At 32.1% G+C, this 26,943-nt stretch carries 22 protein-coding genes; 10 read left to right on the forward strand and 12 right to left on the reverse strand.

Features of this window, described 5'->3' with window-relative positions; translation table 11 throughout:
• Positions 1 to 7 precede the first annotated feature (7 nt).
• The 6 genes from FYJ83_RS01820 to FYJ83_RS01845 all read left to right on the forward strand — a co-directional run bounded on the left by FYJ83_RS01820 (position 8) and on the right by FYJ83_RS01845 (position 6,770).
• Positions 8 to 925 carry a GerAB/ArcD/ProY family transporter gene (locus FYJ83_RS01820; RefSeq protein WP_154438507.1) on the forward strand — a complete coding sequence of 306 codons (918 nt, stop codon included), beginning with the start codon at positions 8 to 10 and terminating at the stop codon, positions 923 to 925.
• Between the two features lie 277 nt (positions 926 to 1,202).
• Positions 1,203 to 2,882: a peptide ABC transporter substrate-binding protein gene (locus tag FYJ83_RS01825; protein ID WP_154438509.1), complete on the forward strand. Its 1,680-nt coding sequence runs from the start codon at positions 1,203 to 1,205 to the stop codon at positions 2,880 to 2,882.
• Between the two features lie 47 nt (positions 2,883 to 2,929).
• Positions 2,930 to 3,859 carry an ABC transporter permease gene (locus FYJ83_RS01830; protein ID WP_154438511.1) on the forward strand — a complete coding sequence of 310 codons (930 nt, stop codon included), beginning with the start codon at positions 2,930 to 2,932 and terminating at the stop codon, positions 3,857 to 3,859.
• Entirely contained in the window at positions 3,859 to 4,803 is a 945-nt protein-coding gene (locus FYJ83_RS01835; RefSeq protein WP_280634062.1) for an ABC transporter permease, read from the forward strand. The genes FYJ83_RS01830 and FYJ83_RS01835 overlap by 1 nt, the downstream gene beginning before the upstream one ends.
• Positions 4,804 to 4,815: 12 nt before the next feature.
• Positions 4,816 to 5,817, forward strand: a complete 1,002-nt coding sequence (locus FYJ83_RS01840) for an ABC transporter ATP-binding protein (protein WP_154438513.1) — start codon at positions 4,816 to 4,818, stop codon at positions 5,815 to 5,817.
• Positions 5,817 to 6,770, forward strand: coding sequence for an ABC transporter ATP-binding protein (locus tag FYJ83_RS01845; protein ID WP_154438515.1), 954 nt, complete (start codon positions 5,817 to 5,819; stop codon positions 6,768 to 6,770). The genes FYJ83_RS01840 and FYJ83_RS01845 overlap by 1 nt, the downstream gene beginning before the upstream one ends.
• Positions 6,771 to 6,902: 132 nt before the next feature.
• Here FYJ83_RS01845 and murJ read toward each other — a convergent pair whose 3' ends face one another.
• The 8 genes from murJ to FYJ83_RS01885 form a co-directional block, all read right to left on the reverse strand.
• A complete protein-coding gene (murJ, locus tag FYJ83_RS01850; protein WP_154438517.1) occupies positions 6,903 to 8,432 on the reverse strand; it encodes a murein biosynthesis integral membrane protein MurJ in 1,530 nt (509 codons plus the stop codon).
• Positions 8,425 to 10,446, reverse strand: a complete 2,022-nt coding sequence (locus FYJ83_RS01855) for a sensor domain-containing protein (protein WP_154438519.1) — start codon at positions 10,444 to 10,446, stop codon at positions 8,425 to 8,427. Before FYJ83_RS01855 ends, murJ begins: the two co-directional genes overlap by 8 nt.
• A gap of 96 nt (positions 10,447 to 10,542) precedes the next feature.
• Positions 10,543 to 11,409, reverse strand: coding sequence for a protease complex subunit PrcB family protein (locus FYJ83_RS01860; protein ID WP_154438521.1), 867 nt, complete (start codon positions 11,407 to 11,409; stop codon positions 10,543 to 10,545).
• 147 nt (positions 11,410 to 11,556) lie between these two features.
• Entirely contained in the window at positions 11,557 to 12,264 is a 708-nt protein-coding gene (locus tag FYJ83_RS01865) for an ABC transporter ATP-binding protein (RefSeq protein ID WP_154438522.1), read from the reverse strand.
• A complete protein-coding gene (locus FYJ83_RS01870; protein ID WP_154438524.1) occupies positions 12,264 to 13,028 on the reverse strand; it encodes an ABC transporter ATP-binding protein in 765 nt (254 codons plus the stop codon). Before FYJ83_RS01870 ends, FYJ83_RS01865 begins: the two co-directional genes overlap by 1 nt.
• Entirely contained in the window at positions 13,015 to 14,046 is a 1,032-nt protein-coding gene (locus FYJ83_RS01875; protein ID WP_154438526.1) for a branched-chain amino acid ABC transporter permease, read from the reverse strand. The genes FYJ83_RS01870 and FYJ83_RS01875 overlap by 14 nt, the downstream gene beginning before the upstream one ends.
• Before the next feature lie 3 nt (positions 14,047 to 14,049).
• Positions 14,050 to 14,940, reverse strand: coding sequence for a branched-chain amino acid ABC transporter permease (locus FYJ83_RS01880; protein WP_154438528.1), 891 nt, complete (start codon positions 14,938 to 14,940; stop codon positions 14,050 to 14,052).
• A 21-nt stretch (positions 14,941 to 14,961) separates the two neighbouring features.
• On the reverse strand, positions 14,962 to 16,125 hold the full coding sequence (locus FYJ83_RS01885; protein ID WP_154438530.1) for an ABC transporter substrate-binding protein: 1,164 nt from the start codon (positions 16,123 to 16,125) through the stop codon (positions 14,962 to 14,964).
• Positions 16,126 to 16,386: 261 nt separating this feature from the next.
• Between FYJ83_RS01885 and FYJ83_RS01890 the strand changes: the two genes are divergently transcribed.
• Positions 16,387 to 18,609 carry a methyl-accepting chemotaxis protein gene (locus FYJ83_RS01890; protein ID WP_154438532.1) on the forward strand — a complete coding sequence of 741 codons (2,223 nt, stop codon included), beginning with the start codon at positions 16,387 to 16,389 and terminating at the stop codon, positions 18,607 to 18,609.
• A 42-nt stretch (positions 18,610 to 18,651) separates the two neighbouring features.
• On the opposite strand, the gene FYJ83_RS01895 is transcribed toward FYJ83_RS01890, so the two are convergent.
• From FYJ83_RS01895 to FYJ83_RS01905, 3 genes are all read right to left on the reverse strand, one after another.
• Positions 18,652 to 20,274, reverse strand: a complete 1,623-nt coding sequence (locus FYJ83_RS01895) for an amidohydrolase (protein WP_154438534.1) — start codon at positions 20,272 to 20,274, stop codon at positions 18,652 to 18,654.
• Between the two features lie 96 nt (positions 20,275 to 20,370).
• The gene (locus FYJ83_RS01900; RefSeq protein ID WP_154438536.1) at positions 20,371 to 22,155 is read right to left on the reverse strand and encodes a 5'-nucleotidase C-terminal domain-containing protein; all 1,785 of its coding nucleotides are present in this window, start codon (positions 22,153 to 22,155) and stop codon (positions 20,371 to 20,373) included.
• A 129-nt stretch (positions 22,156 to 22,284) separates the two neighbouring features.
• Complete coding sequence (locus FYJ83_RS01905) at positions 22,285 to 24,279, reverse strand: methyl-accepting chemotaxis protein (RefSeq protein ID WP_154438538.1); 1,995 nt, start codon at positions 24,277 to 24,279, stop codon at positions 22,285 to 22,287.
• A 160-nt stretch (positions 24,280 to 24,439) separates the two neighbouring features.
• Here FYJ83_RS01905 and FYJ83_RS01910 point away from each other — a divergent pair, with 160 nt between their 5' ends.
• Genes FYJ83_RS01910 through FYJ83_RS01920 form a run of 3 tightly spaced genes read left to right on the forward strand, consistent with a single transcriptional unit; the run spans position 24,440 to position 25,066 of the window.
• Positions 24,440 to 24,658, forward strand: coding sequence for a DUF1659 domain-containing protein (locus FYJ83_RS01910; protein ID WP_195837887.1), 219 nt, complete (start codon positions 24,440 to 24,442; stop codon positions 24,656 to 24,658).
• A gap of 31 nt (positions 24,659 to 24,689) precedes the next feature.
• Positions 24,690 to 24,908, forward strand: a complete 219-nt coding sequence (locus FYJ83_RS01915; protein ID WP_154438542.1) for a DUF2922 domain-containing protein — start codon at positions 24,690 to 24,692, stop codon at positions 24,906 to 24,908.
• A gap of 17 nt (positions 24,909 to 24,925) precedes the next feature.
• Positions 24,926 to 25,066: a YvrJ family protein gene (locus FYJ83_RS01920; RefSeq protein ID WP_154438544.1), complete on the forward strand. Its 141-nt coding sequence runs from the start codon at positions 24,926 to 24,928 to the stop codon at positions 25,064 to 25,066.
• Between the two features lie 47 nt (positions 25,067 to 25,113).
• Here FYJ83_RS01920 and FYJ83_RS01925 read toward each other — a convergent pair whose 3' ends face one another.
• Positions 25,114 to 26,868: a methyl-accepting chemotaxis protein gene (locus tag FYJ83_RS01925; RefSeq protein WP_154438546.1), complete on the reverse strand. Its 1,755-nt coding sequence runs from the start codon at positions 26,866 to 26,868 to the stop codon at positions 25,114 to 25,116.
• Between the last annotated feature and the right edge of the window lie 75 nt (positions 26,869 to 26,943).

The following is a 26,943-nucleotide window of genomic DNA, read 5'->3' on the forward strand; positions in this document are numbered from 1 at the left end:
AAAATTGATGGAAAATAAAAAAATTAGTAGCTCACAGTATAAATCATTGATGGTTATATTTATATTTGGAACTTCTCTAATATTCGTTGGAAATATCCATGGAGAAGAAGATATTTGGATTTCTATTTTAATAGCAATAGCAATGTCTATGCCTCTTGCACTTATATATGGCAAAATAGCAAAGTTATTCCCTAAAATGGGGCTCTTTGATATTTTTATAAAGACATATGGTAAAGTTTTAGGTAAGTTTTTTATTTTGGCTTATAGCTTTCATTTTTTTCATCTAGCCACTATGATTTTAAGATCTATGACAGAATATATTCAAGTAGCCTCTTTACCTGATACTTCTCAATATACTACAGGGATTCTTATTATTTATACTATAAATGCTGGTCTTTCTGCTTTTTCTACATGGGCGAAACTAATTCTACCTATTGTTATACTTTTGATTATTACTACAATCATTTTAGGATTCAATCAATTTGATTATTCCTATCTTATGCCCATACTGTATAATGGATTAAAGCCAGTCATGGTTAATAGTTATTTATTTATTACTTTCCCCTTTGCTGAAACTATAGTATTCTTAGTATTTTCGGCCTATGCTGATGACAATAATGATTTTACTAAGGTATATATCCATGGTATTCTCATAGGTGGCTTTTTTCTATTCATTAATGTCTTTAGAAATATTTTATTATTAGGTTTTCCAAACGTAAATAATGTACTTTTTAGATCTGACTTTGCTACCTCCATAATAACGATTTCTAATTTTATTCAAAGAATCGAAATCATTGTTTCCTCAAATCTAACATTGACTAGCTTTGCAAAGGCTACAACTTATTTATATGCTGCATCCCTTGGGTTTATAAAGCTCTTTAACATAAAAAACATAAAAGATTTCTCATTATCCTATGTATTATAATGGTAATCTTATCTAGATTTATTTTTAAAAGTACTATGGATATGGCAAGATTTATTAGCTTTTATCAGTACTATGTTATACCATTTCAATTCATAATTCCTTTACTTACTTTAACTATAGGTGTTATAAAAAAAAGAAATCTTAAAAACAACTCCGATTTTTAAAACTAACTTTAAAAATCGGAGTTGTTTTATTATTTCTTTAAAGTTCTATTCCTTTTGAAAAATAAATATAATTACTTAAGTATTACTTTAAATATTTAAAAGGGGGCTTTAATATGAAGAGAAGTTTTATAGTAATAATGAGCCTGTTACTTGTAATAGCCTTATTAATCACTGGCTGTGTACCTAAAGGTGGAGATGAAGTAAAGGAACCTACAGATACACCAAGTACAGATTCATCTGCTACACCACCTAGTGAAAGTAAAAAAGAAGCAAAGATTTTAAGGACAAACAATGGCAGTGAACCAGGTTCATTGGACCCTGCGTTGGCTCAAGGAACCCATGAATCTTGGGTATTAGACCATACATTTGAAGGGTTAATGAAAATTGATCCAGACTTAAAAGTTGTTCCTGGTATGGCAGAGGAATATATGATCTCAGATGACAGTTTGACTTATACCTTCACTCTCCGTGATGATATTAAATGGTCAAATGGTGACTCTGTTACTGCCCATGACTTTGAATTTGCATGGAAAAGAGCCTTAGACCCCGAATTAGCTTCAGACTATGCACATCAACTTTATTATATTAAAGGTGGCGAAGCTTACAATACTGGGGAAGGAACAGTTGATGATGTATTAGTTAAAGCTTTAGATGACAAAACACTTGAAGTAACTCTTGAAGCACCTACTGCATACTTCTTAGAATTAACAGCATTTTATACACTTTATCCTGTAAATAAAAAAGTTGTAGAGTCTGATCCTGATTGGGCAAAGAATGCCAGTACTCATGTGTCCAATGGACCATTTACTTTAACTGAATGGGAGCATAATGCTACTATTAAAATTAGAAAAAATGAAAACTATTATGATTCAGCCAGTGTCAAATTAGATGGAGTAGATTTTGATATTATTGATGATGAAAATACTACATGGCAAAAATACGAAGGTGGAGATTATGATTTCTTAACTCCATTGCCACAGGCTGTAGTAGCTCAAATGAAGGATAATAATAACCCTGAATTAATCATAGGTGCTGAGGTTGGTACTTATTACTATAATTTAAACTCTAAAGTCAAACCATTTAACAATATTAAGGTTCGAAGAGGGCTGTCTATGACTTTAGATCGCCAAACTATAGTTGATAAGATTGCTCAAGGCGGTCAAATTGCTGCTGAAGGTGTTGTTCCTTTTGGACTACCTGATGAAAATGGTAAAGAATATCGTGATGCTGTAGGAAAACTAGTAGAATATAATGTGGAAGAAGGTAAAAAGTTATTCCTAGAAGGTTTAGCTGAAGAAGGTATGAAAATAGAAGACTTTAAAAATATAGTCATTCTATATAATACTTCTGAGGCTCATAAAAAAATTGCTCAAGCAGCACAGGAAATGTGGAGAGTTAATTTAGGTATTGAAATCCAGCTAGAAAACGTTGATTTCCAAGTTAAGCTTGATAGAGAAAAAGCTGGAGACTATCATATATCCCGTGCTGGTTGGATTGGAGACTATATGGACCCTATTACATTTATTGAACTATGGGAAAGCAACTCCTCTTTCAACGATGCAAAATATAATAGCCCTGAATACGACCAATTGGTGAAAATAGCCAAAACTAGCCCTGATCCTAATGAGCGTTTTGATGCAATGAGAAAAGCAGAACAGATTGTTATGGAAGATATGCCTATAGTGCCTGTTTATTTCTATACACAACCATATGCACAAAAATCCTATGTAACAGGTGTATATAAGCCATTGGTAAACTATCCAAAGCTGACTTATGCTGATATAAATAAATAAAGGTACGGGCGAGCCTAGCTCGCCCTACTATATAAGGAGGGAAAAAATTGAAAAAGTACCTTTTCAAAAGAATTATTATGTCTGCCATTACTCTTTGGGCTATTATAACTATTACATTTTTTTTAATGCACTCCATTCCTGGTAACCCTTTCAGAAAGGAAGGTAAAATGCCTCAGGTAGTTTATGAAAATCTACAGAAAAAATATGGTTTAGATAAACCACTTCCAGAACAATATATTATCTATCTAAAAAATCTTTTAAAAGGAGATTTTGGAGACTCTATGAAATCAAAGGTTGAAACTGTAAATGATATGATTCGTAGAGGCTTTCCAGTTTCAGCTTATTTAGGTTTAGAAGCCCTATTTATTGCATTAATATTTGGACCAGCTTTAGGCGCATTAGCTGCATTATATCAAAATAAGTTTCCAGACTATATCTCTATGATAATAGCCATTATAGGTATTTCTGTCCCTAGCTTTATAATGGGTACAATACTTATTCAATTTGTAGCTAAAAATGTTAGTTGGATTCCTATTGGAGGTTGGGGAGAATTTAAACATACTTTCCTTCCAGCAGTGGCTTTGTCTTTAATGCCTTTGGCTTATATGGCAAGGCTTATGCGTTCCAGTATGTTAGAAATTTTAGGTCAAGACTATATCAAAACTGCAAAATCTAAAGGATTATCTAAATCTATAGTTATATTGAAACATGCCATAAGAAATGCAGTTCTCCCAATAATATCTGTCCTTGGAACATTGATCTCTAACCTTTTAGTAGGTAGTTTTGTTATAGAAAAAATCTTTGGAATACCTGGCCTCGGAAAATTCTTCGTTCAATCAATTAATAACAGAGATTATACACTTATAATGGGGACAACTATTTTCTATGCAATTATATTGATAGTTTTGCTTCTCTTAGTAGATATAGCATATATATTTATTGACCCACGTATAAGGCTTACCAAGGAGGGACGCTAATGGATAATCAAATCAATTTATCAAAAGATATGTTTCGCCCTGTACCTCATGAAGATAGAAACCCAGAGAAAATCAGACGTCCCAGTATAAAATATTGGTCTGATGTTTGGCGTAGACTGAGACAAAATAAACTTTCCATGGTAGGTCTTACTATAATACTTCTTATGATTTTAATGTCCATTATAGGACCGCTTATTAACGGTTATAGTTATTTTGAACAAGATTATAGTAAAATCAATCTACATCCCAATGCCATTCATTGGTTCGGTACTGACGAACTTGGCAGGGATCAGTTTACAAGAATTTGGTTTGGAGCTAGATACTCCCTAATAATAGGAATCCTTGCTGCAACAATTGATTTTATCATTGGTATTTTATACGGAGGACTTTCTGGTATAGCAACAAGAAAAGTTGACAATATTATGATGAGAATTGCAGAAGTAATATATAGTATCCCTTATTTACTTATAGTAATTCTCTTATCAGTAGTCTTCTCCAGTGAAGGCTCTGGCACTTCCTTATTTGTATTAATACTTGCCATGACTCTTACAGACTGGGTACCTATGGCAATTTTAGTAAGGGGTCAAGTCCTTCAGCTTAAAGAGTCAGAATACTCCTTAGCTGCTGAATCCTTGGGAGCAACCAAGCCATGGATACTTAGAAAACATATAATTCCAAATACATTGGGACCTATTCTAGTAAATATTACCCTTACTATTCCTAGAGCCATATTTGCTGAAGCCACATTAAGCTTCTTAGGACTTGGGCTTCAAGCACCAAAATCAAGCCTTGGTTCTTTAGCGAATGATGGATTAGCAGGACTTGCCGTAGGTAACGGATACCAAATAATTATACCAGCCATATTTATTTCCCTTATTATGTTTGGATTTAATGTGCTTGGTGATGGGCTTCGTGATGCACTAGACCCAAGACTACGTAAATAGAGAGGTGGAGAAATGAAAACACTACTGGAAGTTAAAAACCTATCAGTATCCTTTAAAACTTTCTTTGGAGAAGTGGAAGCAGTCAGAAATATTAGTTTTGATGTAGGAAGCTCAGAAACTGTAGCCATAGTTGGAGAATCTGGATGTGGAAAATCTGTTACGGCAAATTCCATAATGCAACTGCTTCCTATGCCACCTGCTTTTTTTAAAAATGGACAAATAATATTCAATGGAAAAAACCTACTGGATAAATCTGATAAAGAAATGGAGGTTGTTCGTGGCAATGAAATATCCATGATATTTCAGGACCCTATGACTTCTTTAAATCCAACTATGAAAATAGGAAAACAAATTGTAGAAGGATTAATAAGACACCAAAGATTATCAAAATCAGAAGCAAAGAAAAAGGCAGTAGAAATGTTGAACTTAGTAGCAGTTCCTGAACCAGAAAAAAGAGTCAATCAATATCCTCATGAGTTTTCTGGTGGTATGAGGCAACGTGTAATGATAGCTTTAGCAATGGTATCTACTCCAAGGCTGCTTATAGCTGATGAACCAACTACAGCCCTTGATGTTACAGTACAGGCACAAATCTTAGAGCTTATGAAGGAAATTCAAAATAAATTGGAGATGGCAATTATTTTAATAACCCATGATTTGGGAGTCGTCGCAGATATGAGCGACAAGGTAATAGTCATGTATGCAGGACAAATCTTGGAAGAAGGTTTAACTGATGAAATATTTAAAGCTCCTTGTCATCCTTACACAATAAAACTGCTTGCATCTGTTCCAAGCTTAAATATGTCAAGAAACGAGCCACTTCACTCCATAGACGGAACACCTCCAGATCTTTATATACCACCTAAAGGTTGCTCCTTCTATGATAGATGTGAAAATGCCATGAAAATATGTAAAGATTATATGCCTGAGTTTCATAGTCGCAGTGCAACCCATAGAAGTCGTTGCTGGTTAAATCATCCTATGGCAAAAGACTCTGAAAGGGGTGAATCCTAATGACAGTACCTTTAATATCTGCAAAAAATATAAAAAAATATTTTGATGTAGGAGAAGGAAAGCTTAAAGCTGTAGATGGGCTTACTTTTGATATATACCCTGGTGAAACCTTTGGATTAGTTGGAGAATCTGGATGTGGAAAGTCTACTGCTGGTCGTACTATTATAAGGCTATATGACCCTACAGATGGAGAATTAATATTTAATGGAAGAAATATATATGACCTTTCCATAAACGAAATGAGGGAAGTAAGAAAGAACTTCCAAATGATATTTCAAGACCCTTATGCTTCCCTAAATCCTAGAATGACTGTGGAAGATATAGTAGCAGAACCTTTAGATATTCACAAATCATACACAAATAAAGAGGAACGTAGAGAAAGAGTAATAGAGTTACTTAAACTAGTAGGATTAAACGAAGAACATTCCATGCGTTTTCCCCATGAATTCTCTGGAGGACAAAGGCAAAGAATAGGAATTGCAAGAGCCTTAGCATTAAATCCAAAGTTTATCGTATGCGACGAGCCTATATCAGCCTTAGACGTATCTATTCAAGCACAGGTAGTTAATCTTTTGAAAGAATTACAGATAAAATTTGGTCTTACTTACCTTTTTATAGCCCACGATTTATCCATGGTAAGATATATTTCAGATAGAGTTGGAGTAATGTATTTAGGTCATATGATGGAATTGTCCCATTCAGAAGAACTATATAAAAATCCACTACATCCTTATACAAAAGCTTTACTATCAGCTATACCAATACCAGACCCTGATATACAAAGGAATAGAAAAAGGATAATGCTTCACGGAGACGTACCAAGTCCAATTAATATCAAAGAAGGCTGTAGATTTGTAGATAGATGTACCCATGCTTTAGACATATGCAGAAAACAAACACCAAAGTTTGAAGAAAGAATAAAAGGACATTTTGTAGCCTGCCATAATTTATAGTGAATAACTAATAGTGAATAGTGAATAGTTTTAAAAAAAAGAGCTAATAGTTAAAAGATTAATCTTTTAACTATTAGCTCTTTAACTAAGGATGACCAAAGGTCATCCAAATTATTCACTATTCACTATTCACTATCTTTTAAATATCATTCCCAATTCCTTTACCTTAAAGACTATACAAAGTCCAAAATAAAGTGCTGCCCCCACTACTACAGAACCTAGTAATAATACCATTTGTATTAGTTTCGTAGTTCCTATAACTGCCCCTAGTTTATAGTATATTAAATATACTACTATTCCCATACATAAGGAGGCAGCTAAAGTTTTTGCAAAGCATAGAAGATATTTGAATAACCCAATAGGTCCTATTTTCTTTCTTAGGGATACAAATAGCATAATTGTAGTTACTGTAGCTGATATACTAGTTGCCAAAGCCAATCCTGCATGACCCATAGGTTCTATTAAGACTAAGTTTAACACTAAGTTTATAATTACTGCTATGATTCCATTTATCATAGGTGTCTTTGTATCCTGTAATGAATAATATACTCTATTTAACATCAATCTAAGAGATGCACCTATAAGACCTATGGAGTAAAATATAAGAGCTTGACTTGTCATATAAGTGGCCAGTTCATCAAAGGCATTTCTTTGGAAAAATAAGTATACCATAGGCTCTGCTAGTATTAGTAATCCAATAGTTGCAGGCACTGTTACAATCAGTATAATATTTACTCCCTGTCCTAATATTTCTTTTACCTTTTCATTATTATTTTGTGAAAAAGCTTGAGAAAGCATTGGAAATATTACTGTAGTTATTGCCATTATAAATACTGCTATAACCATATCATTAATCTTTGAGGCATAGTTTAATGCAGATATACTTCCTTCTATTAAACCTGATGCCAAAGTCTTATCTATAACTACGTTTATTTGCTGTACTGCTGAACCAATAAGAACTGGTCCTATAAGTACCATTGCCCTCTTCAAATATTTATCTCTCAAATTCACATTTGGACTATATCTGTATCCCATATGATGAACTGCTGGTACTAAAATTAAAAGCTGTAAAAGAGCCGCTATTACAGAAACTATCATTAAGGTTATAATACTTCCTTCATTTGCAAAGAAAAATAAATAAATTAAAAATACAAAATTATATGGTAATCCAGATATGGCAGGAGGACCAAAAATTTGACTGCTATTCAGCAACCCTGAAAACACATAGTTAATACCCAAAAATATAGCTATGGGAAGTCCTATTCTATTTAATTTTACAGCTAACTCAAATTGTTCTCCTTGAAATCCATTGGCTAATACTTTAATTATCCATGGCGAAAATATATATCCAAATATTACTATAAATATGGTAATTATAAATACTATATTTAATATATTATTTAAATATTTTAATTTACCTCTTCTGCCATGCTTCTCACCAATCTCGGAGAATATAGGTATTAAAGTAGTGTTTAAAGCCGCCCCTAAGGTTGTCATTATAATTACAGTGGCAGTAATGGCTACAAAATAAGTATCTGTCTCCATACCAGAGCCAAACTTGTTAGCAATCATAACTTCCCTAATAAAACCTAAGCCCTTAGATATTAGTGTAAATATAGAAATCATCAAAGCATTTCCAGCAATTTCTCGTTTTTTACTCATAGCTTGTCACCTTTTTATAATTTAATAATATTCCTTCAAAGGAACTTGCTTCTACTGGTTTGGATAAATAATATCCTTGACCATAATCACATCGTCCTTCTAAAAGAATATTTTTTTGTTCTTCTGTTTCTATACCTTCTGCTGTTATTTTAAGACCTAGTGTATGAGCCAATTCTATAATGGATTTGACTATTACTTCTTCTTCACTATGCCTTTTCATAGTTCTAATAAACTCCCTATCCATTTTTACATTGTGAACTGGCAACCTTTTTAATTGAGCCAAAGATGAATATCCAGTTCCAAAATCATCTAAAGATATTCCTATCCCTGACTTTTCAAGTTTAGTCAATACATTTATGGAATTGTCTATATTATCCATAAAAGAAGTTTCTGTAATTTCCAATATAATTTCATTAGGTTTTATATTGTATCTCTTTAAAAGTCCTTCTATTTCATCATTTATATTCCTATTTACTAAAGATTTACTTGAAATATTTAAGGATAACTTTAGATTAGAATATCCTTTTTCATTCCAAATCATCTTTTGTTTAAATCCAATTTGCAAAACTAAAGAAGTTATATCAAATATCTGTCCTGTTTCTTCTATTAATGGTATATAATCCATTGGAGGAATATATCCTCTTTCTGGATGAAACCACCTAATAAGAGCCTCTGCTCCATAAATAGTATTGCTTTCTATATCTATAATAGGCTGATAATGAAGACTAAACTGTTCCTTTTCTATGGCTTTTCTTATTTGATTTACCATAAAGGCATTTTCAAGTATTCTTTTGCCCATTTTATTTTCATAGAAGGTATATCCATTTTTTCCCTTATTCTTCATATGCTGCATTGCCATATTGGAGGATCTAGTCATCTGTGAGAAATTACTTCCATCTCTAGGATATATTGCTATACCTACACTGGCTGACACAATAAATTCTTCTCGATTAATACACCAAGGTTTTTGAATTTCCTGTAATATTCTCTCTGTCTTTAACTGTACATCTTTATGGTCTTTTATATCATATAAAATAATGGCATATTCATCTTCACTTAATTTATATAGATAATTATCCACCCCTTTAAATTCTTCCAGTACAGATGATATATGGATTAACAATTCATCACCTAAATCATGTCCCAATGCGTCGTTTATCTGTTTAAAATCGTCTATATCTATAGATAAAAGTGATAGTTTTATATCTTTTTCTTTTGCCTCTTCTATCAGTCTTTCTCCTTCAATTTTAAACATACTTTTATTTGGAAGACCAGTCATACTATCGAAGTATGCCAAATCTTTTAGTTTTTTTACGAGATTTTTTTGTTCTGTTATATCTGTACCAAAGGAAATTATTTCAACTACATTCTTATTTTCATCATAGACAGGGCAATCTGTCCATATAAACTCAAGTATTCTGCCTTCCTTAGAAGTCCATATATCTCCTATACTGTTTTTAAGAGATTTACCTGTTTTTATGTATTTAATAAGATTTTCAACTTTAGGTTTTTCCTCTTCTTGTAGAAACAAATCTATCCAAGATTCTCCTATTAGCTCATCTTCTTTATATCCTGTTATCTCTTCTCCATAAGGATTAAAGCTTGTAATCCTTCCTTCTAAATCCCAAGTAAATATTACAAGAGTAGAATTTTTCAATATACTATCAGATAAGGTCTTTTCTTTATTTAATTTTCCTTCCATATCTACAAGGTCTTTTTTAGCTACAGATAATTTGTCCATATTTTTATGTAAAACAGAGCTTATATCTTTTATCTTATTTAGTCTTTTATAAATTGAAAAATATATTATAATATCAGTTATAATTATAAAGCCTAGGCTATTGTAAAACTGTACAGAGTTATATGTTTCCAGCTTATTATTCTTATATAAAAATAAATATGACAAATACATTCCTATGAAACTTAAGATTAAATAAATAATAGAAACTCTCAATGATTCTTTTTTGGGTGATAAATATTTTAAATTCAATATATCTTTTTCATCTATTTCCACCAATACCACCACCTATCTATTTTGCATTATACTAATTGTATCAAATTTCTTTCTTAGTGTCACTAATATTACCATTATATGTATGAAAAAAGCAATCTATATTCTAAATAGATTGCTTTCTAATCCAATTACATTAAAAATATATGGTGGCTTCATAGATTCTTCCTTTGGAATCTCTATAGTCATGGTTTTATAGGTTATAACTTGCATTTGCATCATTCCCTCTTTTGGAGGTTTAATATCCAAGTATATTTTGTAGTTCCCTCCTCCATTTACTACTTTCTCAACTCCAAGGGAATATCCTGGAGTAGGAAACTCTTTCGTAATAGTTACTAATACTTTGTCCTTATCTTCCTTTACTATTACTGATTCTTGATTGTTATAAGATTCAACTATACCTGAAACATTAAATGATACTTCTCTTATTCCTCTCATTTCTTCCAAGACTCCTTTCAGCCTTTGTAAGATTATTATGGATTCTATCTGAGTTAGATTACCATCTGGCATAAACTCTGTATTTGAAACACCATAAATAATCTTCAAATTAAATAGTACTACTAATAATTCTATGCTTTCTTCGTCCATTGTATTAATATCTTTGAAAGGAATTTCTTCTTTTTTGTCTATAATATTTTCTAATTCAACTAGTTTTTCCCCAATAAGCTCTACTGCTTCTCTCCTAGTTAAAATACTATCTACTACAATACTATTTGTAGGTTCTATGTCATAGTTTTTAAAAAGTGAAGCCAATGAAAGTGCAAAATCTTTCTTAGACATCTCTTTATTTGGCTCAAATTTACTGAAACTATCCTTAGCAAAATAAGGAAAATAATAGGATAGGAATTCCTTATCTACTAAATCTTTAGCCCAATGTTTACTTAGCTTATCTTCCATAGAGGCAAAAGACAAGGTACTTGTTAATAAAATAATTACCAATAACAATGAAGATACAATTTTTTTCATATAATCTCCCCCTTTTATTCACACTGACAATTTTAAATTTTTAGTTAATTATATTATACCCAAATAAGACAAAAAAGAAGTTACATTACTATTACAAATAAAATAACTCCGATTTTTTGTTAATAGAAATCGGAGTTATTTTATTTACTATTGGCTACCTAAATAGGCTTCTTTTACTTTGGAATTATTCAGTAGTTCCTCTCCTTTTCCTTCTAACACTAAGGAGCCTGTTTCTAATACATAAGCATAGTCTGCTATTTCTAAGGCTTTCTTTGCATTTTGCTCTACTAATAGAATCGTATTTCCCTGACTGTGTATCTCCTTTATAATATCAAATATATCTTTAACCAATAGCGGTGCCAAACCTAAAGATGGTTCATCTAGCATCAGTACCTTTGGTCTTATCATCATGGCTCTTCCAACTGCAAGCATCTGCTGTTCTCCTCCAGATAGAGTGCCTGATTTTTGCCATGATCTTTCTTTAAGCCGTGGAAACAAGTTATATATCTTTTCTATATCTTCATTTATTCCAGCTTTGTCTTTTCTGGTATAGGCTCCTAGAATAAGGTTTTCCTCTACAGTAAGGTTGGCAAATACTCTTCTTCCTTCTGGAGACAAGACTATGCCTTTCTTAACTATATCCATGGTTTTAAGATTAGTTAAATCATCACCATTATATTCAACCTTTCCATCTTCCTTCTTTACTAAGTTCATAATTGCCCTTAAAGTAGAAGATTTTCCTGCACCATTGGCACCTATTAAAGTAACTATTTTATTTTCTGCTATATCAATATTAATTCCTCTTAGGGCCTTGATTCCGCCATAACTAACATGAAGGTTCTTTATACTTAGCATTAGTCCACCCCCAGATATGCTTCTATAACTTTAGAGTCATTTTGGATTTCCTCTGGATTTCCTTCTGCTATTAGAGTCCCATGGTCTAACACATATATCTTCTCACAAATTCCCATTACAACTTCCATATGATGCTCTATTAAAAATATAGTTAGATCAAACTCCTCCTTAATCACAGAAATAAATTCCATTAGCTCTCCTGTTTCTTGAGGATTCATTCCTGCTGCTGGTTCATCTAGAAGCAGTAGCTTAGGGTCTGTAGCCAAAGCTCTGGCTATTTCAAGCCGTCTTTGTTTCCCATAGGGCAGAGAAAATGCCTTTTCATTTCTTTCACCATATAGACCTACTTTTTCAAGGAGATAATTAGACTTCTCCAACATTTCCTTTTCTTCTCTGTTATAACTTGGAAGTCTTAGTATGGAAGAAAATACATTTGATTTTAGTCTTAAATGTCCTCCTATAAAAACATTATCTAAAACCGATAGTTCTTTAAACAATCTTATATTCTGAAAAGTTCTGCATACTCCCAGATATGCTATTTCATCTGGTCTCAACGTGGATATTACTTTTTCGTCTCCTGAGTTAAACAAAACCTGCCCTTCTGTAGGTTTATATACTCCTGTAACCACATTAAATACAGTAGTTTTTCCTGCACCATTTGGTCCTATTAGACCTACAATTTCTCCTTTGTTGATATTTGCTGTAAAATTATTTACTGCAACTACTCCTCCAAATTTCATAGTTACATTGCTAATTTTTAGCATATTTACCCCTCACTTTCTCTAGGGTGTTTTTCACAAATCCATCTTTTTTAAATATAACTACTAGCATTAAAATTAAAGAAAACACTACCATTCTAAGTCCTGGTAATGCAGAAGTTACAGTAAACCCTAAATTAATAGGCTCATCTAAGAACCTTAAAGCCTCCATGGCTATGGTTATAACTATGGCTGATACCACATTTCCATTTATATTACCCATACCACCTAAAACAACCATTAGAAGAATATTAAATGTAAGGGCAAATTTAAATTGTGTAGGGTCTATAGTTCCTAAAGATGTTGCCAGAAGCCCACCACCTATTCCTGCTAAAAATGAACCTATGGTAAAACTAAGGACTTTATGTTTAAATAAATTTATTCCCATGGACCTTGCAGCAATTTCATCTTCACGAATTGCCTTAAAAGCCTTACCATAACTTCCCTTCATAAGAACATTCATAAATACAATAATAAGGATGGCTATACCCCAAGACCATAAAAGGTTAGGTTTATTATTTATAGTAAGCTTTGGTATACCTTTAAGTCCCAATGAACCGTTGGTTATACTTTGAAGATTTACAATTACAATTCTAATAATCTCTGAAAACCCTAAAGTTGCAATTGCCAAATAATCGTCAGTTAATTTAAGCACTGGTGCACCAATTAAAAATCCAAATAGTGCAGCCATTAATCCACCTGATATTAAAGCAAATATAAAAGGCATATTAAGATTTAATAAAAATGGAACCATTGGTTTCATATAAAAATTCATTTCCTTAGTGGCTACAGGCATAGTAAGTATAGCTACAGTATAAGCACCTATGGCCATAAACCCTGCATGACCTAAAGAAAATAACCCTGTAAAACCATTGATTAAGTTCATACTTAAAGCAAGGATTATATAGATTCCACAAAGATTTATAACTGTTACCTTATAATTATCCAAAAATACATTCATCAATATTAATATACCAAGGACTAATGCAATTAATATTATATTAAAAACAGTGTTTTTCTTCATAGGCTACACCTTCTCCGCTATTTTTTCTCCCATTAAACCTGTTGGTTTTACTAGGAGTATAATAATTAATAATATAAAGGCGAACGCATCTCTATAGCCTGTTAAACTAGGCAAAAATGCTATAAGAAGTATTTCTCCAAGACCTAGAATAAATCCTCCAAGGACTGCTCCTGATATACTCCCTATGCCACCTATAACTGCTGCTATAAAACATTTAAGACCAGGTAATACACCCATATGAGGCATAAGCTGAGGATATTTTATTCCCCACATAATACCTCCTACTGCTGCTAAAAATGAACCTATAAAGAAAGTAATAGATATTGTATTATTAATATCTATGCCCATAAGACTAGCAGCTTCATAGTCCTTCGATAATGCCCTCATAGCCATTCCCGTTCTTGTCTTTTGAATAAAAAAGTTTAAAATAACTAAAAGAATCAGTGTAACAATTGGAATTATAAAATTAACTAAAGCCACAGAAATTTCTCCAATACTTATTACCTTGTTGAATACTTCAGGAGTGGGGAAAGCCTTTGGCCTTCCCCCAAATACTAATACTCCTGCATTTTGTAATAAAAATGATGCACCTATGGCTGATATAAGAATAGTAATTCTAGGAGAACCCCTTAAAGGTTTATAAGCAAGTCTCTCTAAAGTCACTCCCAAAAATCCAGTAATAACTGAAGCAAGAATAAATACTATATACCAAGGTATGGAAGTATATGTTATGCCATAGAAAGTTAGATAAACACCAAGCATAAAAATATCTCCATGGGCAAAGTTAATTAGCCTTAGTATTCCATAAACCATAGTATATCCAATGGCAATTAGAGCATAAAGACTCCCTAGTGAAATACCATTAGCCATATGTTGTAGGAACTCTTTATTCATAATAATTCCTCCAGTAAAGTTTTATTTTATTGGTTCTATTGTAGTCAAATAACCAAACTTACCATTTTGTACTTTATTGATAACAGCAGACTTAACCGCATCTCCATTTATATCTAGAGAAATATTTCCAGTAGCTCCTATAAAGCCTTCAGTAGCTGCAATATTATCTCTTATAAGAACTGAATCAGCCTCACCAGCTTTTTCAATGGCATCTATAATAATCATATAGGCATCATATCCTAAAGCAGCAAAAGCGTTTGCTTCCTTATTAAATTTATTTCTATAATCTTCAAGGAAAGTCTTAGATACTTCAGTAACTGGAGACTCTGATGTAAAGTGGGTACTATATACTGCCCCTTCTACTGCATCTCCACCTATTTCTAAGAATTCTTCAGCTTCCCAAGTATCCCCACCAAGAATTGGTACAGTAATACCTAATTCTCTTGCCTGTTTAATTAATAGTGCTGATTCACCATAGTTTCCAGGGGCAAATATTACATCTGGATTAAGAGACTTAATATTTGTAAGCTGAGCTGAAAAATCTTGATCTCCTGTATTATAAGATGATTCTCCTACTATTGAAGATTCTGAACCTGCTAATTCTACAAATGCCTTTTTAAAATATGAGGAAAGTCCAACTGAATAGTCTTGTTGTACGTCTTGGATTATGGCAGCCTTCTTTGCACCTAAGTCATTAAACGCATAGTTTGCCATAACTGTACCTTGGAATGGGTCTATAAAGCATACTCTAAAATAATAATCATTGTTTAAAGTTACTAGAGGATTGGTAGGTGAACAACCTACAGCTGGAACCTTTGCATTCTTAACTATATCTCCTGCTGCCATGGATAATGAACTACCATAACTACCTATAATGGCAACTACCTTATCCTTATCTACAAGACGAGAAGCTGCATTGGCTGCCTCCACCTTATCAGATTTATTGTCCACTATAACTAATTGCACTTTTTTTCCTAAAACTGTGCTTACCTTTTCATTGGCAAGTTTAATGCCTTCTACGGTCATCTCTCCGCCTGCTGCACTGGAACCTGTCATAGGCTCAAGTACACCTATTTTTATTACATCACTTGAATCATTACCAGATGTTTCCTTAGTTCCACAACCTGATAAAACCGATAATACTAAAACTACTGACAAAACAAATAACAATACCTTTTTCTTCATAAAAATTCCTCCCTTTTTTTAATTTAAACCAATCAAAATTTTGTAGGAGCAATACTGTCAAAGTTTCATGGTAATAGTATACTACTGTAACTCCATAAAGTCAATAAATTCCATATTTTCAAACAATTTACAGTATAGCTTTTTACCTAATAATTTGGATAACTATTATAAATATATTTAGAATTTTATGTTTTATGTGACTTTATGGTAAATTTGGTATATAATTGTTTTATCATAATTTTTATCTAGGGAGTGAGATATATGTTTAAAAAACGGGAAAAGAAATATCTGTTTAAAAAACGGAATGTAAAATATCTACCTAAGAAACAGAGTATGAAAAGTTTGTTTAAAAAGCTAAGAATAAAACCTCTGCTTAAAAAAGATAGTATTAAAAATCTATTTAACAAATCGCCTATAAAACCTATGTCTAGAAAACATAGTATGAAAAATCTAATTAGAGAAAAGGCAACACAAAGGAGTATAGGTACATCTTTGGTACTAACCATTAGTCTTTTAATCATTGCTCTTTCTATTGTTGTAAGTAGTACAGCCTATATGATTGGTCAAAAATCTTTAATGAAAAATGCCCACGAACTACTTCTTAATAAAGCAACGGATTCTGCAAATATTGTAAATGAACAGATTCAAAATTATACTCTTTCCATTGAACCTTTAGGAAGTTTAGAGTTTCTAGGAGACTCTGAAGTATCTTGGGAAGAAAAGCTTATTCTTTTAAGGACGGAAAAGGCTAGATTGAAACTTTCTGGTATAGGAATATCTGACACTAAAGGAAATCTAGTTTTAGATGATAACACAAAAATAAATATAAAGGATACTGACTATTTTAAATCATCAAATGGTGGTACTTCATTTTTCTCTAAACCCTTCTACAGAGAAGAATCAGAAGCCATGGACATAGCCATATCAGTACCACTTAAACATAAAAAGATAATAGTAGGTTCAATCATAGCCTATAAAAATGCAAATGAATTATATAAAACTGTAAATGATATAAAGCTTGGAGAAAGTGGCTCTGCTTATATATTGGACGAGCAGGTAGATGTTATCTCTCATCCCACTATAATACCAAATGCCAGTACAAAAGCACCAAGTATAAATTTTCATTCTCTAATAGATAGAGTTGCTCCCAATTCTCAATCATCTATTGAAAATTTATTTGAATCCATATCAAATAAAGACTCTGGCATAACAAGTTATAAGCTAGATAAAGAAGTGATCCATGTGGGATATGCTCCTATTGGTTCTAAGGGATGGAGTCTTATTGTAAATATTACAGAAAAGGATATACTAAGCGGATTAAGTTCATTGAAACAAACACTATTATCTATTGGTGCAGTATCCTTAGTAATTGGAATTATTTTATCCTATCTTTCCAGTAAAAGAATAACTGATAGAATCATAGATATAAGTAAAAAAACTAGAGATTTGTCTAATCTTGATTTAAGTTTTACTATAGATGATAAAATCCTTGAACGAAAAGATGAACTAGGATTAATGGGTCAGTCTATTCAAAGAGTAATAGACAGTATCAAAACCTTCGCCTTAGAAACCCAAGAATCATCCGAATCCTTGGCTGCATCATCAGAAGAACTGGCAGCTATTACGGAGGAATCATCAGCTGCATCTATTTCCATATCAGAAGCTGCCAATGAAATCTCTGATAAATCTAAGTCTCAATTAGAAGAAATGCTTAACATCTCAAATATGATGAATAATGTAAGTCATGAATTTCAATTAGCATTAAATGAAAGTAAATTAGTTGAAGAATCTAATGAAAAAGCTTTAGTTGTTACAGAAGAAGGAAAAACAGTAGTAGATGAAGTAATTGCACAGATGGATAATATTAAATCCAGTACACATAAAGTAAAATCCTCCTTAGAAAACATTAATAGCAGTTCTAAGAAAATGGATGCAATCCTTGTGGTTATCCAAGGTATAGCAGATCAAACTAATTTACTTGCCTTAAATGCAGCCATAGAAGCAGCAAGAGCAGGAGAGGCTGGCCGTGGTTTCTCAGTAGTCGCAGATGAAATAAGAAAACTTGCAGAACAAACTAAAAATTCCACATCTGAAATAGGAAAAATCATTAAACAAAACCACGAATTAATTATAGATGCAAATGAGAATATGGAATTTAGCAATGAAGAAGTGGAAAAAGGTACTTATAAAGTAAATGATACTAAGAAAGCTTTTGATCATATAGCAGAAATCATAAGTACAATAAATTTAGGTATGTCAAATGCAATAGATGCTATTTCCAATGTCTCCGTTAGTGTAGAAGAAGCTGTAACTTCCATAGAAAGATCTGAATCCATATCAAAGGAAGTAACAGAACAAATTCACAATATATCTACTGCAACAACAGAGCAAATGGCATCTATGGAACAAATTACCACATCAACAGACGAATTAGCAAATCTAGCAGATTCTTTACAGGGAATACTGAAAAATATAAAACTTTAATAAAACAACTCCGATTTTTGGCTACCAAAAATCGGAGTTGTTTTATATATATACTATTTTTCCACCAAGAATGGTCATATGAATATCTACATTCTTTATATCTTCTTCATCTATATTGAATATATCTTCTGATAGTAAAACCATATCAGCCAACTTATCTACTTCCAACGACCCTTTTATATCTTCTTCAAAGGAAGCATAAGCCCCTCCCATGGTATATCCATACACTGCTTCATCAACTGTTAACTTTTGTTCTGGCAGCCATCCATCTTTAGGGTTTCCATCTAAATCTTTCCTTGTGACAGCTTCATATATTCCCTTCATTACATCAAACGTCTCCACAGGACTATCAGAACCACATGTTATAGCTACTCCTTTGTTTACCATGGTCTTCCAATTATATGAAGTCTTTTCTCTTGCCTCTCCTACCCTATCCCTTACTATTTTCCAGTCATAGTCCAAAAATATAGGCTGAATATATGCAATAGCATTTAATTCCTTAAACTTATCCAATAAATATTCATCAGTTATTTGACAATGAACTATTCCATGACGATGATTTTCTTTAGGACTATTTTTTAAAGACTTTTCTATTGCAGAAAACGCCATATACATAGCTTTGTCACCTATACCATGAATAGCCACTTGTATATTATTTCTATGGGCTAAATCTACCAAGTTATATAACTCCTTATCGGTGGCTGTAGTAATTCCTACAGTATTAGGATCATCTGAATAGGGTTTCATTAATGCAGCAGTTCTAGCACCTAAAGAACCATCTATTAATAATTTCAGTGGTCCTATTTTAAATAAATTATCTCCCATGGAGGTTCTATATCCTTTATCTATAAATCCTTGTAACTTATCTATATTTGATAATAAACATTGTTCATATATTCTAATGTTTAATTTATTTTCCTCTTTTAATTCCTTATAAGCTTTTAAAATGTTTTCATAATTCCTATCTGGTAATGCCTCAAAATCATCTGTTCCTACAGAAGTAATTCCCGCTTTATTCATATCTCTTATGGCGTTTCTCATCATATCTTTTATTTCTTCAATTGTAGGAGTTGGTAGATTATCATATACTAATCCAACAGCATTTTCTCTAAATACACCAGTAGGCTCTCCATTCTCATCTAAATCAAATTGTCCTCCTTCAATTTGCTCTGTCTCTTTGCCTATATTTAGTACCTCCAATGCCTTAGAGTTTACAACTACAACATGACCACATGCCCTTGTAACTACTATAGGGTTTGTAGCAGAAATTTTATCTAAATCATATCTACTTGGAAATCTTTTTTCTCCTGTAAAATAATCTTGATTCCATCCTCTTCCTCTTATCCATCTACCTTCTTCTATTTTATTTTCATCAATAAAATAAGATACTCTCTTGTTTAATTCCTCTATAGAGGATATACCAATTAAATTTACTTGAGTTAAAGAATATCCATAATTCACTAAGTGCATATGACTATCGTTAAATCCTGGTAACAGCGTCTTTCCTTCTAAATCATAGATTATTGTATTATCTTTTTTAAGCTTTAACATTTCTTCTGTACTGCCAACAGCTCTTATTATATGATCTTCTACTGCCATAGCTTCAGCTACAGTCCTATTTTTATCCATAGTATAGATTTTTCCATTGGTTAAAATTAAATCCATTTCTTCAACCTCCTTCTAAAGATATTATACTATAATAAAGAAAAAATAACTCCAATTTCTAATGCAAAGCACCAAAATTGGAATTATCTTTAAAATTTATGGAACTAATATCACTTGATTTGTGAATATTAGGTGTGGATTTTTTAAATTGTTGATTTTTGCTAATTCTTCCCAAGTAGTATTAAACTGTCTAGCAATTTTCCAAAGAACATCTCCAGATTTTACTGTATATTTCTTTAGTTCTGGTTTAACTTCTGGAGCCTTTACTTCTTCTTTATCTTCTACAGGCTCTACTACTTCCTTAATTTCTTCCACAGGTTCTGCTTCAGTAACTTCCAGTGGTAAGCCTATTACTCTGCCTTCTACTTCAGGTGCAACTTCTCCTAATTCAGTTATATATTCTGCTATAACTTCTGATAATAAACCGTATTGAGCTAATACTGGAGCACCTGCGAACATTGTATATCCATCTCCACCTACTGCCATAAAGTCGTTTGTAACTACTTTATATTTCTTATCTAAATCGATTTTTTCACCATTAACTAATAAATCTGTTATTCTACTTCCTACTTCTTTATTTGGGTCTATTTTATAAGTCATTCCAGCAACATGAGGATATTTTCCTGCTACCTCTGGATATGAATCATTACCAAATTCTAAAGCTTCTACTAAAGCTTTTCCTGTTACTTCTATAACTACTGGATAGTTAGAAAATGGGAATACAGTGTGAATATGCTCAAGTTTAATATCTCCTTCTTCTATGGAAGCTCTAATTCCACCACCGTTGGTAATTGCCACATCTGCATCACTTACATGAAGCATTGCATCTGTTAAAAGGTTTCCTAAATTAGATTCATTTGCTCTAACTACTGTTCTTTCACCTTCTAACTTAACTGTTGTCTTTCCTACAACTGTTTCTAATATCTCTTTATTTGCTTCTTCTATTTTCTCAATTGCCGTTTTTACTTCTTCATTTTGTACTACTTCCTTAGTTCCTTCATAGTCTAATAATTTAGCCGTTGATTTAGCTATTTTACCGTCTGCTATTTCTAATTCTACTATTCCTATTCTCTTCATATGTTCATTAGCTTGAACTATTAGAGTATCTTCTACTAACTTACCTTCTGGTAATTCAGTATGGCTATGTCCATCAACTATAATATCTATTCCTTTTACTTTTTCTGCCACATCTGTAGATAAAGTAGCACCAGCTTTTTTAGATTCTTCGTCTAAGCCAAGGTGGGTTAAAGCAATGATTATATCCACCTTTTCATCTTGTAATTTTTGAACCATTTTTTCTGCTACTTCTATAGGGGATTCAAATTTAATGTCCTTAAAGAATGTTGGATTAGCTTTATATACTGTTTCTTCTGTAGCCAAACCAAAAATACCAATCTTTAATCCTTCTAATTCTTTAATTGTATATTCTTCAAAGTCTGATTTGCTTCCATCTTTTTTAACTATATTTGCTCCTAAGAATGGAAACTCAGCCTTTTCTTTTAACTCTAATAATCTTTCAGTATTATAATCAAACTCATGATTTCCTATGGCTGAAGCATCAAATTCTAAAGCATTCATTAAGTTTACCATAACCTCTCCTTTACTTAATGTTGCTAAGTTAGTTCCATGAATCATATCTCCGCCACTAAGTAAAAGAACATTTGGATTTTTAGCCTTTAATTCATCTACAATAGTTTTCAACTTTGCAAATCCGATTATATTCTCACCATCATCAGTTACATTACCATGTACGTCGTTAACATGTACTATAATTAGTTTCTGTGCCTCTTCAGCTGACGCTGGATTAGCTCCTATCAATATACCTATTACAAGGGTTATTGATAAGAAGAAGCTTAAAATTCTTTTGTTTTTAAAATTCATTTATAAACCCCCTTAAATTTATTAATTATTTAGATTATATCCATTATAAACCAAATTTAACAAATTTCCTACCCTTTTTCAAAAATAACTCCAGTTTTTGGTAAACTATACCAAAAACTGGAGTTAAGTCTAAAGTCTTACTTGTGAAACGATTTCTTCTAATCTATCTGATATATATTTATTTCTTTCTATTATTTTACTTATATCATTTACTGCATCTACAATATTCATATTCTTGTCTGCAATATTTGTAGTAGCCACAGTTGATTCTTCCACTGTAGTAGATACTTCTTTAATAGCTATGGAGATTTCATTTACAGTTGCTGAAAGTTCTTCTGCTGTAGCACTTAAATCTGCTATTATATTATTTAGATGTGATCCATCTTCCCTATATTGACTTACTGCCTCTACCATTAACTCATAATCAGTAGATACATCACTTTCCATAAAACCCATTACAAGAGATATGCTTTTTATTAAATCTCCAACTGATTTTGTAATTCCCTCAGTTACAGCCTGTATTTCTCCTACTGTCTTATTTGAATTTTCTGCCAGTTTTCCTATTTCATTTGCAACTACTGCAAAACCTCTGCCAGATTCTCCTGCCCTTGCTGCTTCTATGGCTGCATTTAAGGATAGTAAAGATGTTTGTTCTGATATTTCCAGTATTGCATTAGATAGTATATTTATTTTTTCTACTTCCTTAGATGAAGTAATAGCCTTATCTATTTCATTTTTTGCCTCAGAATATATATTCATAGTTTTGTCTCTAGCAGTAATGAATTGATGACTTAGTTTATCTGCCTTTATACTTATTTCATTAGATGTATTTGCACCATCTTCTACCTTCTCCGCAAAATCTGATAATGCCCTTTCTATTTCCTGTGCAGACTCATTTATAGATATAGTAGTAGCTGAAGTCTCCTCCATACCTGCAGATAATTCTTCCGTTGTAGCAGAAGTATCCTCTGCTTGACCTAATAAATAGTGAACCTTATTTAAAGTTTCCTCACTTACCTCATTGCTTATTTCTATGGATTCTTTCATATCTCCCATAAAGACCTTTAGCTTTTCTATAATAAGATTAAAAGAATTGTATATTTCACCTAACTCATCTTTTCTATTTAACTTCTTTTCATCTATGGCTTTAGATAAATTTAAATTAGATATATCTTCAGCAATCTTTACAGAATCCTTAATAGGATTTGTTATACTGTTTGACAAATATAATACAAATATTAAGGAAATAAAGGTTACACCTATTGTAGCAACTAAAGTAAGAGTATTTACTCTATTTATAGTACCCATTACATGATTGTTTTCTACAGCCACTCCTACTGTCCAATTGCTTTCTTCTATTGGAGCATAGAAAAACAATCTATTGACTCCATCAAAGTCCTGTGTCCTTCTATCTTTAAGTTTTAATCCTTCAGCTCTAATTATCTCTGTTACTTTTCCCAAGTCATCTATATTCTTAAAGTTTCCATCTTTATTAGGCTTATATTCATCATTTAAATGAGTCAATATATTACCTTTATCATCTATTAAAAATGCGTATGAACCTTCTCCATAATCAGCCTGAGCTATGAAATCTACTAAATAACTAATAGATATATCAGTACCTATTACACCATCAATACCACTTTGAGTTTTAAATTTCTTAGACATGGTGATTACCATTTCATCAGTAGCAGCATCTATATATGGCTCTGAAATAAAGAAATCTTCTGTTGCCATTGCCCCTATATACCACAATCTAGTTGTGGCATCATATCCTTCTCCTACATTCATTCCTTCTTGAAAATAGGTATTGTCTCCATAGGATATATAATAACTATTATCTAGGTTTTCATTAAATAGTTTGGTCATTAATCCTTCCATATAGTCCTTTTCGTAATTATTATTATATATAATCATATCTAGTACAGCTTTTAGAGATTCTTTCTGCTGAATTACCCATTGATTTACTTTACCAGCAGTGTTATGCGCCTCCAGTATAGTGTTTTCATTAATCTTTTCCTCCAATTCCTTGATTGCTAAAGCATAGTTAATAATCGAGATAAATAAAATTGAAAAAATACATATAAAAGCAGTAAATATAAGTAACTTTGCCTTTAGTTTCATTTTTTCTCCCCCTTACTTTTTTTATATATACCCATATTTCGACAAATAACTCCATTTATCGAGTTATTGCTCAAAAATTAATGGTTATTATAGCTTTAGTTAAAATTGCTCTAGTAACTTTCACTTTTCAACCCTATATATTAAACAAGGAGGTGATATGATGGCTATAGAAACAGTTAAAGAGAAAATGTCCTTGAAACTTGAACTGGATGGTGGAATAATTGATGGCAAACAAAAAATCCATCCAAAATCCTTTACACAAATTAAAGCTACAGCAGAAGACCAAAACCTATATAATGCAGCTACAATTATTGCATCGTTGCAGCAAAAGAATTTGTTAAAGGTACAAAAAGTAGAAATCACTACTCTTACTGAGTAGTAAAATTTCTTCATAGAAAGGTGGTGATATAATGGAAAAAACTAAATTAGAAATGGAGTTTATGGATGAAGCAAATAAAAAATTTGTCTTATCCATAGATGAACCAAAATCAGACCTAGATTCTGAAGAAGTAAAGGAAGCAATGGAAGCAATCCTTGCATCAAATATATTTGTATCCTCAAATAGTGATATAATAGGTCTTTCAGAAGCTAGAATAGTATATACAACAATCACTAAGCTGGATATTTAGTAGGAAGGTGATATATAATGGAAGAAATATATTCTGGTATAGCCAATCTAGGTTTTCCCATAGTTCTATCTATATACTTATTAGTAAGAATAGAAGGAAAACTAAATCAGCTATCGGAAAGCATCACAGAGTTATCTAAAACCATAGCTGATATATAATTATAATAACCCCGACTTTTGATAATCAAAAGTCGGGGTTATTTGTTTTAATATTTAAATCTAGATAAATTTTCTTCCATGTCCTTTGCCAATTGAGACAATAACTCACTGGCATTGGCGATTTCAGCCATAGTTGCTGTTTGTTCCTCTATGGAGGCTGCTGCTTCCTCTGCTCCAGCAGCATTTTCCTGTGATATTGCTGATAATTCATAGATTATATCTACTATGGCTTCCTTTTTCTGAAGCATTTCTATACCTGATTGGTTGATTAATTCTATTATACTATTAGAACTTTCTATAGCTTTTCTAATACCATCAAATTTCTCATTAGTTTCTTCTACACTATTACTTTGGATTTTACTTGCCTCTACCACATTATCCATAGTATTTACAGCTTCCTTAGTCTTATCTAATAGATCAGATACAACCAATGTTATCTCCTTAGTAAACCCATTAGTCTGTTCTGCAAGTTTTCTTATTTCATCTGCAACTACTGCAAAGCCACGACCACTTTCTCCTGCTCTTGCTGCTTCTATAGCTGCATTTAAGGCAAGTATATTTGTCTGCTCAGTTATACTTCTTATCATATTACTAGCTTTTTCTATTTTCTCTGCACTTTCATTAGTATCATAAATTACATTTTGAATATCTGTAGTTGCTTTATTGCTGGTTTCAGTATTTCTTACTAGTTCCATAAGGATTTCAAGACCTTCGTCTTTAATCTTTTCAATTTCCAAGGTAGAATCATTAAGCTCCTTTAAAAACTCCTGATTTTTCTCCACTAATCTACCTAAATCATCTATATGGGCTACTCCATTTTCTATATCCATAGCTTGTTTACTAGCACCTTCTGCAATATCTTCAATAGCTCTGGCTATTTCCCCTATAGATGCAGAAGATTGTTCACTAGATAGACTAAGTTCCCGTGATGATAAGGCAAGGTCTTGGGAAGTATGGGATATATGGTCTACAAATCCCTTTAGGTTGTCAATTATCTTTTGGAATGCTCCTCCTAATATACCTACCTCATCTTTCCTCTTAGTCAACATATCTGAAACTTTATCACTTATATCTAAATTGGCAATATCATCAGCTCTAGATGTAATGGCCCTTAGAGAATTTCCTATTTTATGAGTCAATATATATACGATTACATCTCCCACTATAAGAAAGGCTATGGCTCTAAAAATAGTTGCTTTAAGTATTTTTGTAGCACCTTTATTAAAATCTTTCTCATAGCTACCAGCACAAATTATCCATCCCCACTCTGTATCTTTTTCATTATAAACTATCTTTCTTCCAACTCCATCACTATTTGGAAACTTCCAATCATAATAAATAAAACCTCCTCCATTTAAGGCAGTTTCTATACTTTCCTGAACAAATAAAACCTCTTTCTTAGACTCATCTTTAAAATCCCAAGTATTTTGTCCTTCTAAATATGGATGTCCTAGCAAATCCCCTTTTTCATTTAATATAAAGAAATAGCCATTTTCCCCTAAATCTATGGTTTGAGAAGTATCACGTGTTCCATCTGGATTTAACTTTCCAATTAAATTCTCCTTAACTAAATTCTCTGCTTCTTCTAAAGTAAGTCCTCCATCTTTTACAGAGTTCTGGGCAATATGTATCATATTGTTGGCGGCCTTTAGTCCATTTTTCAGAATATCTTCACCTTGTTTACTTAATTCTCTTTTAGCCGTATTATATCCTAATATACCAATGGAAATATTTGATATTATAAGTGCTAATGCTGTAATTATAAATATTTTGCCTGTAATAGAATGTCTTTTTTCTAACAATTGATTCTCCTCCTTTTCCTATTTTTTTACATATATACCCAATTACGATATAAATCTACAAATTCTATTTACAAT

Source organism: Tissierella pigra (genome assembly GCF_009695605.1).
Taxonomy (GTDB): Bacteria; Bacillota; Clostridia; order Tissierellales; family Tissierellaceae; genus Tissierella; species Tissierella pigra.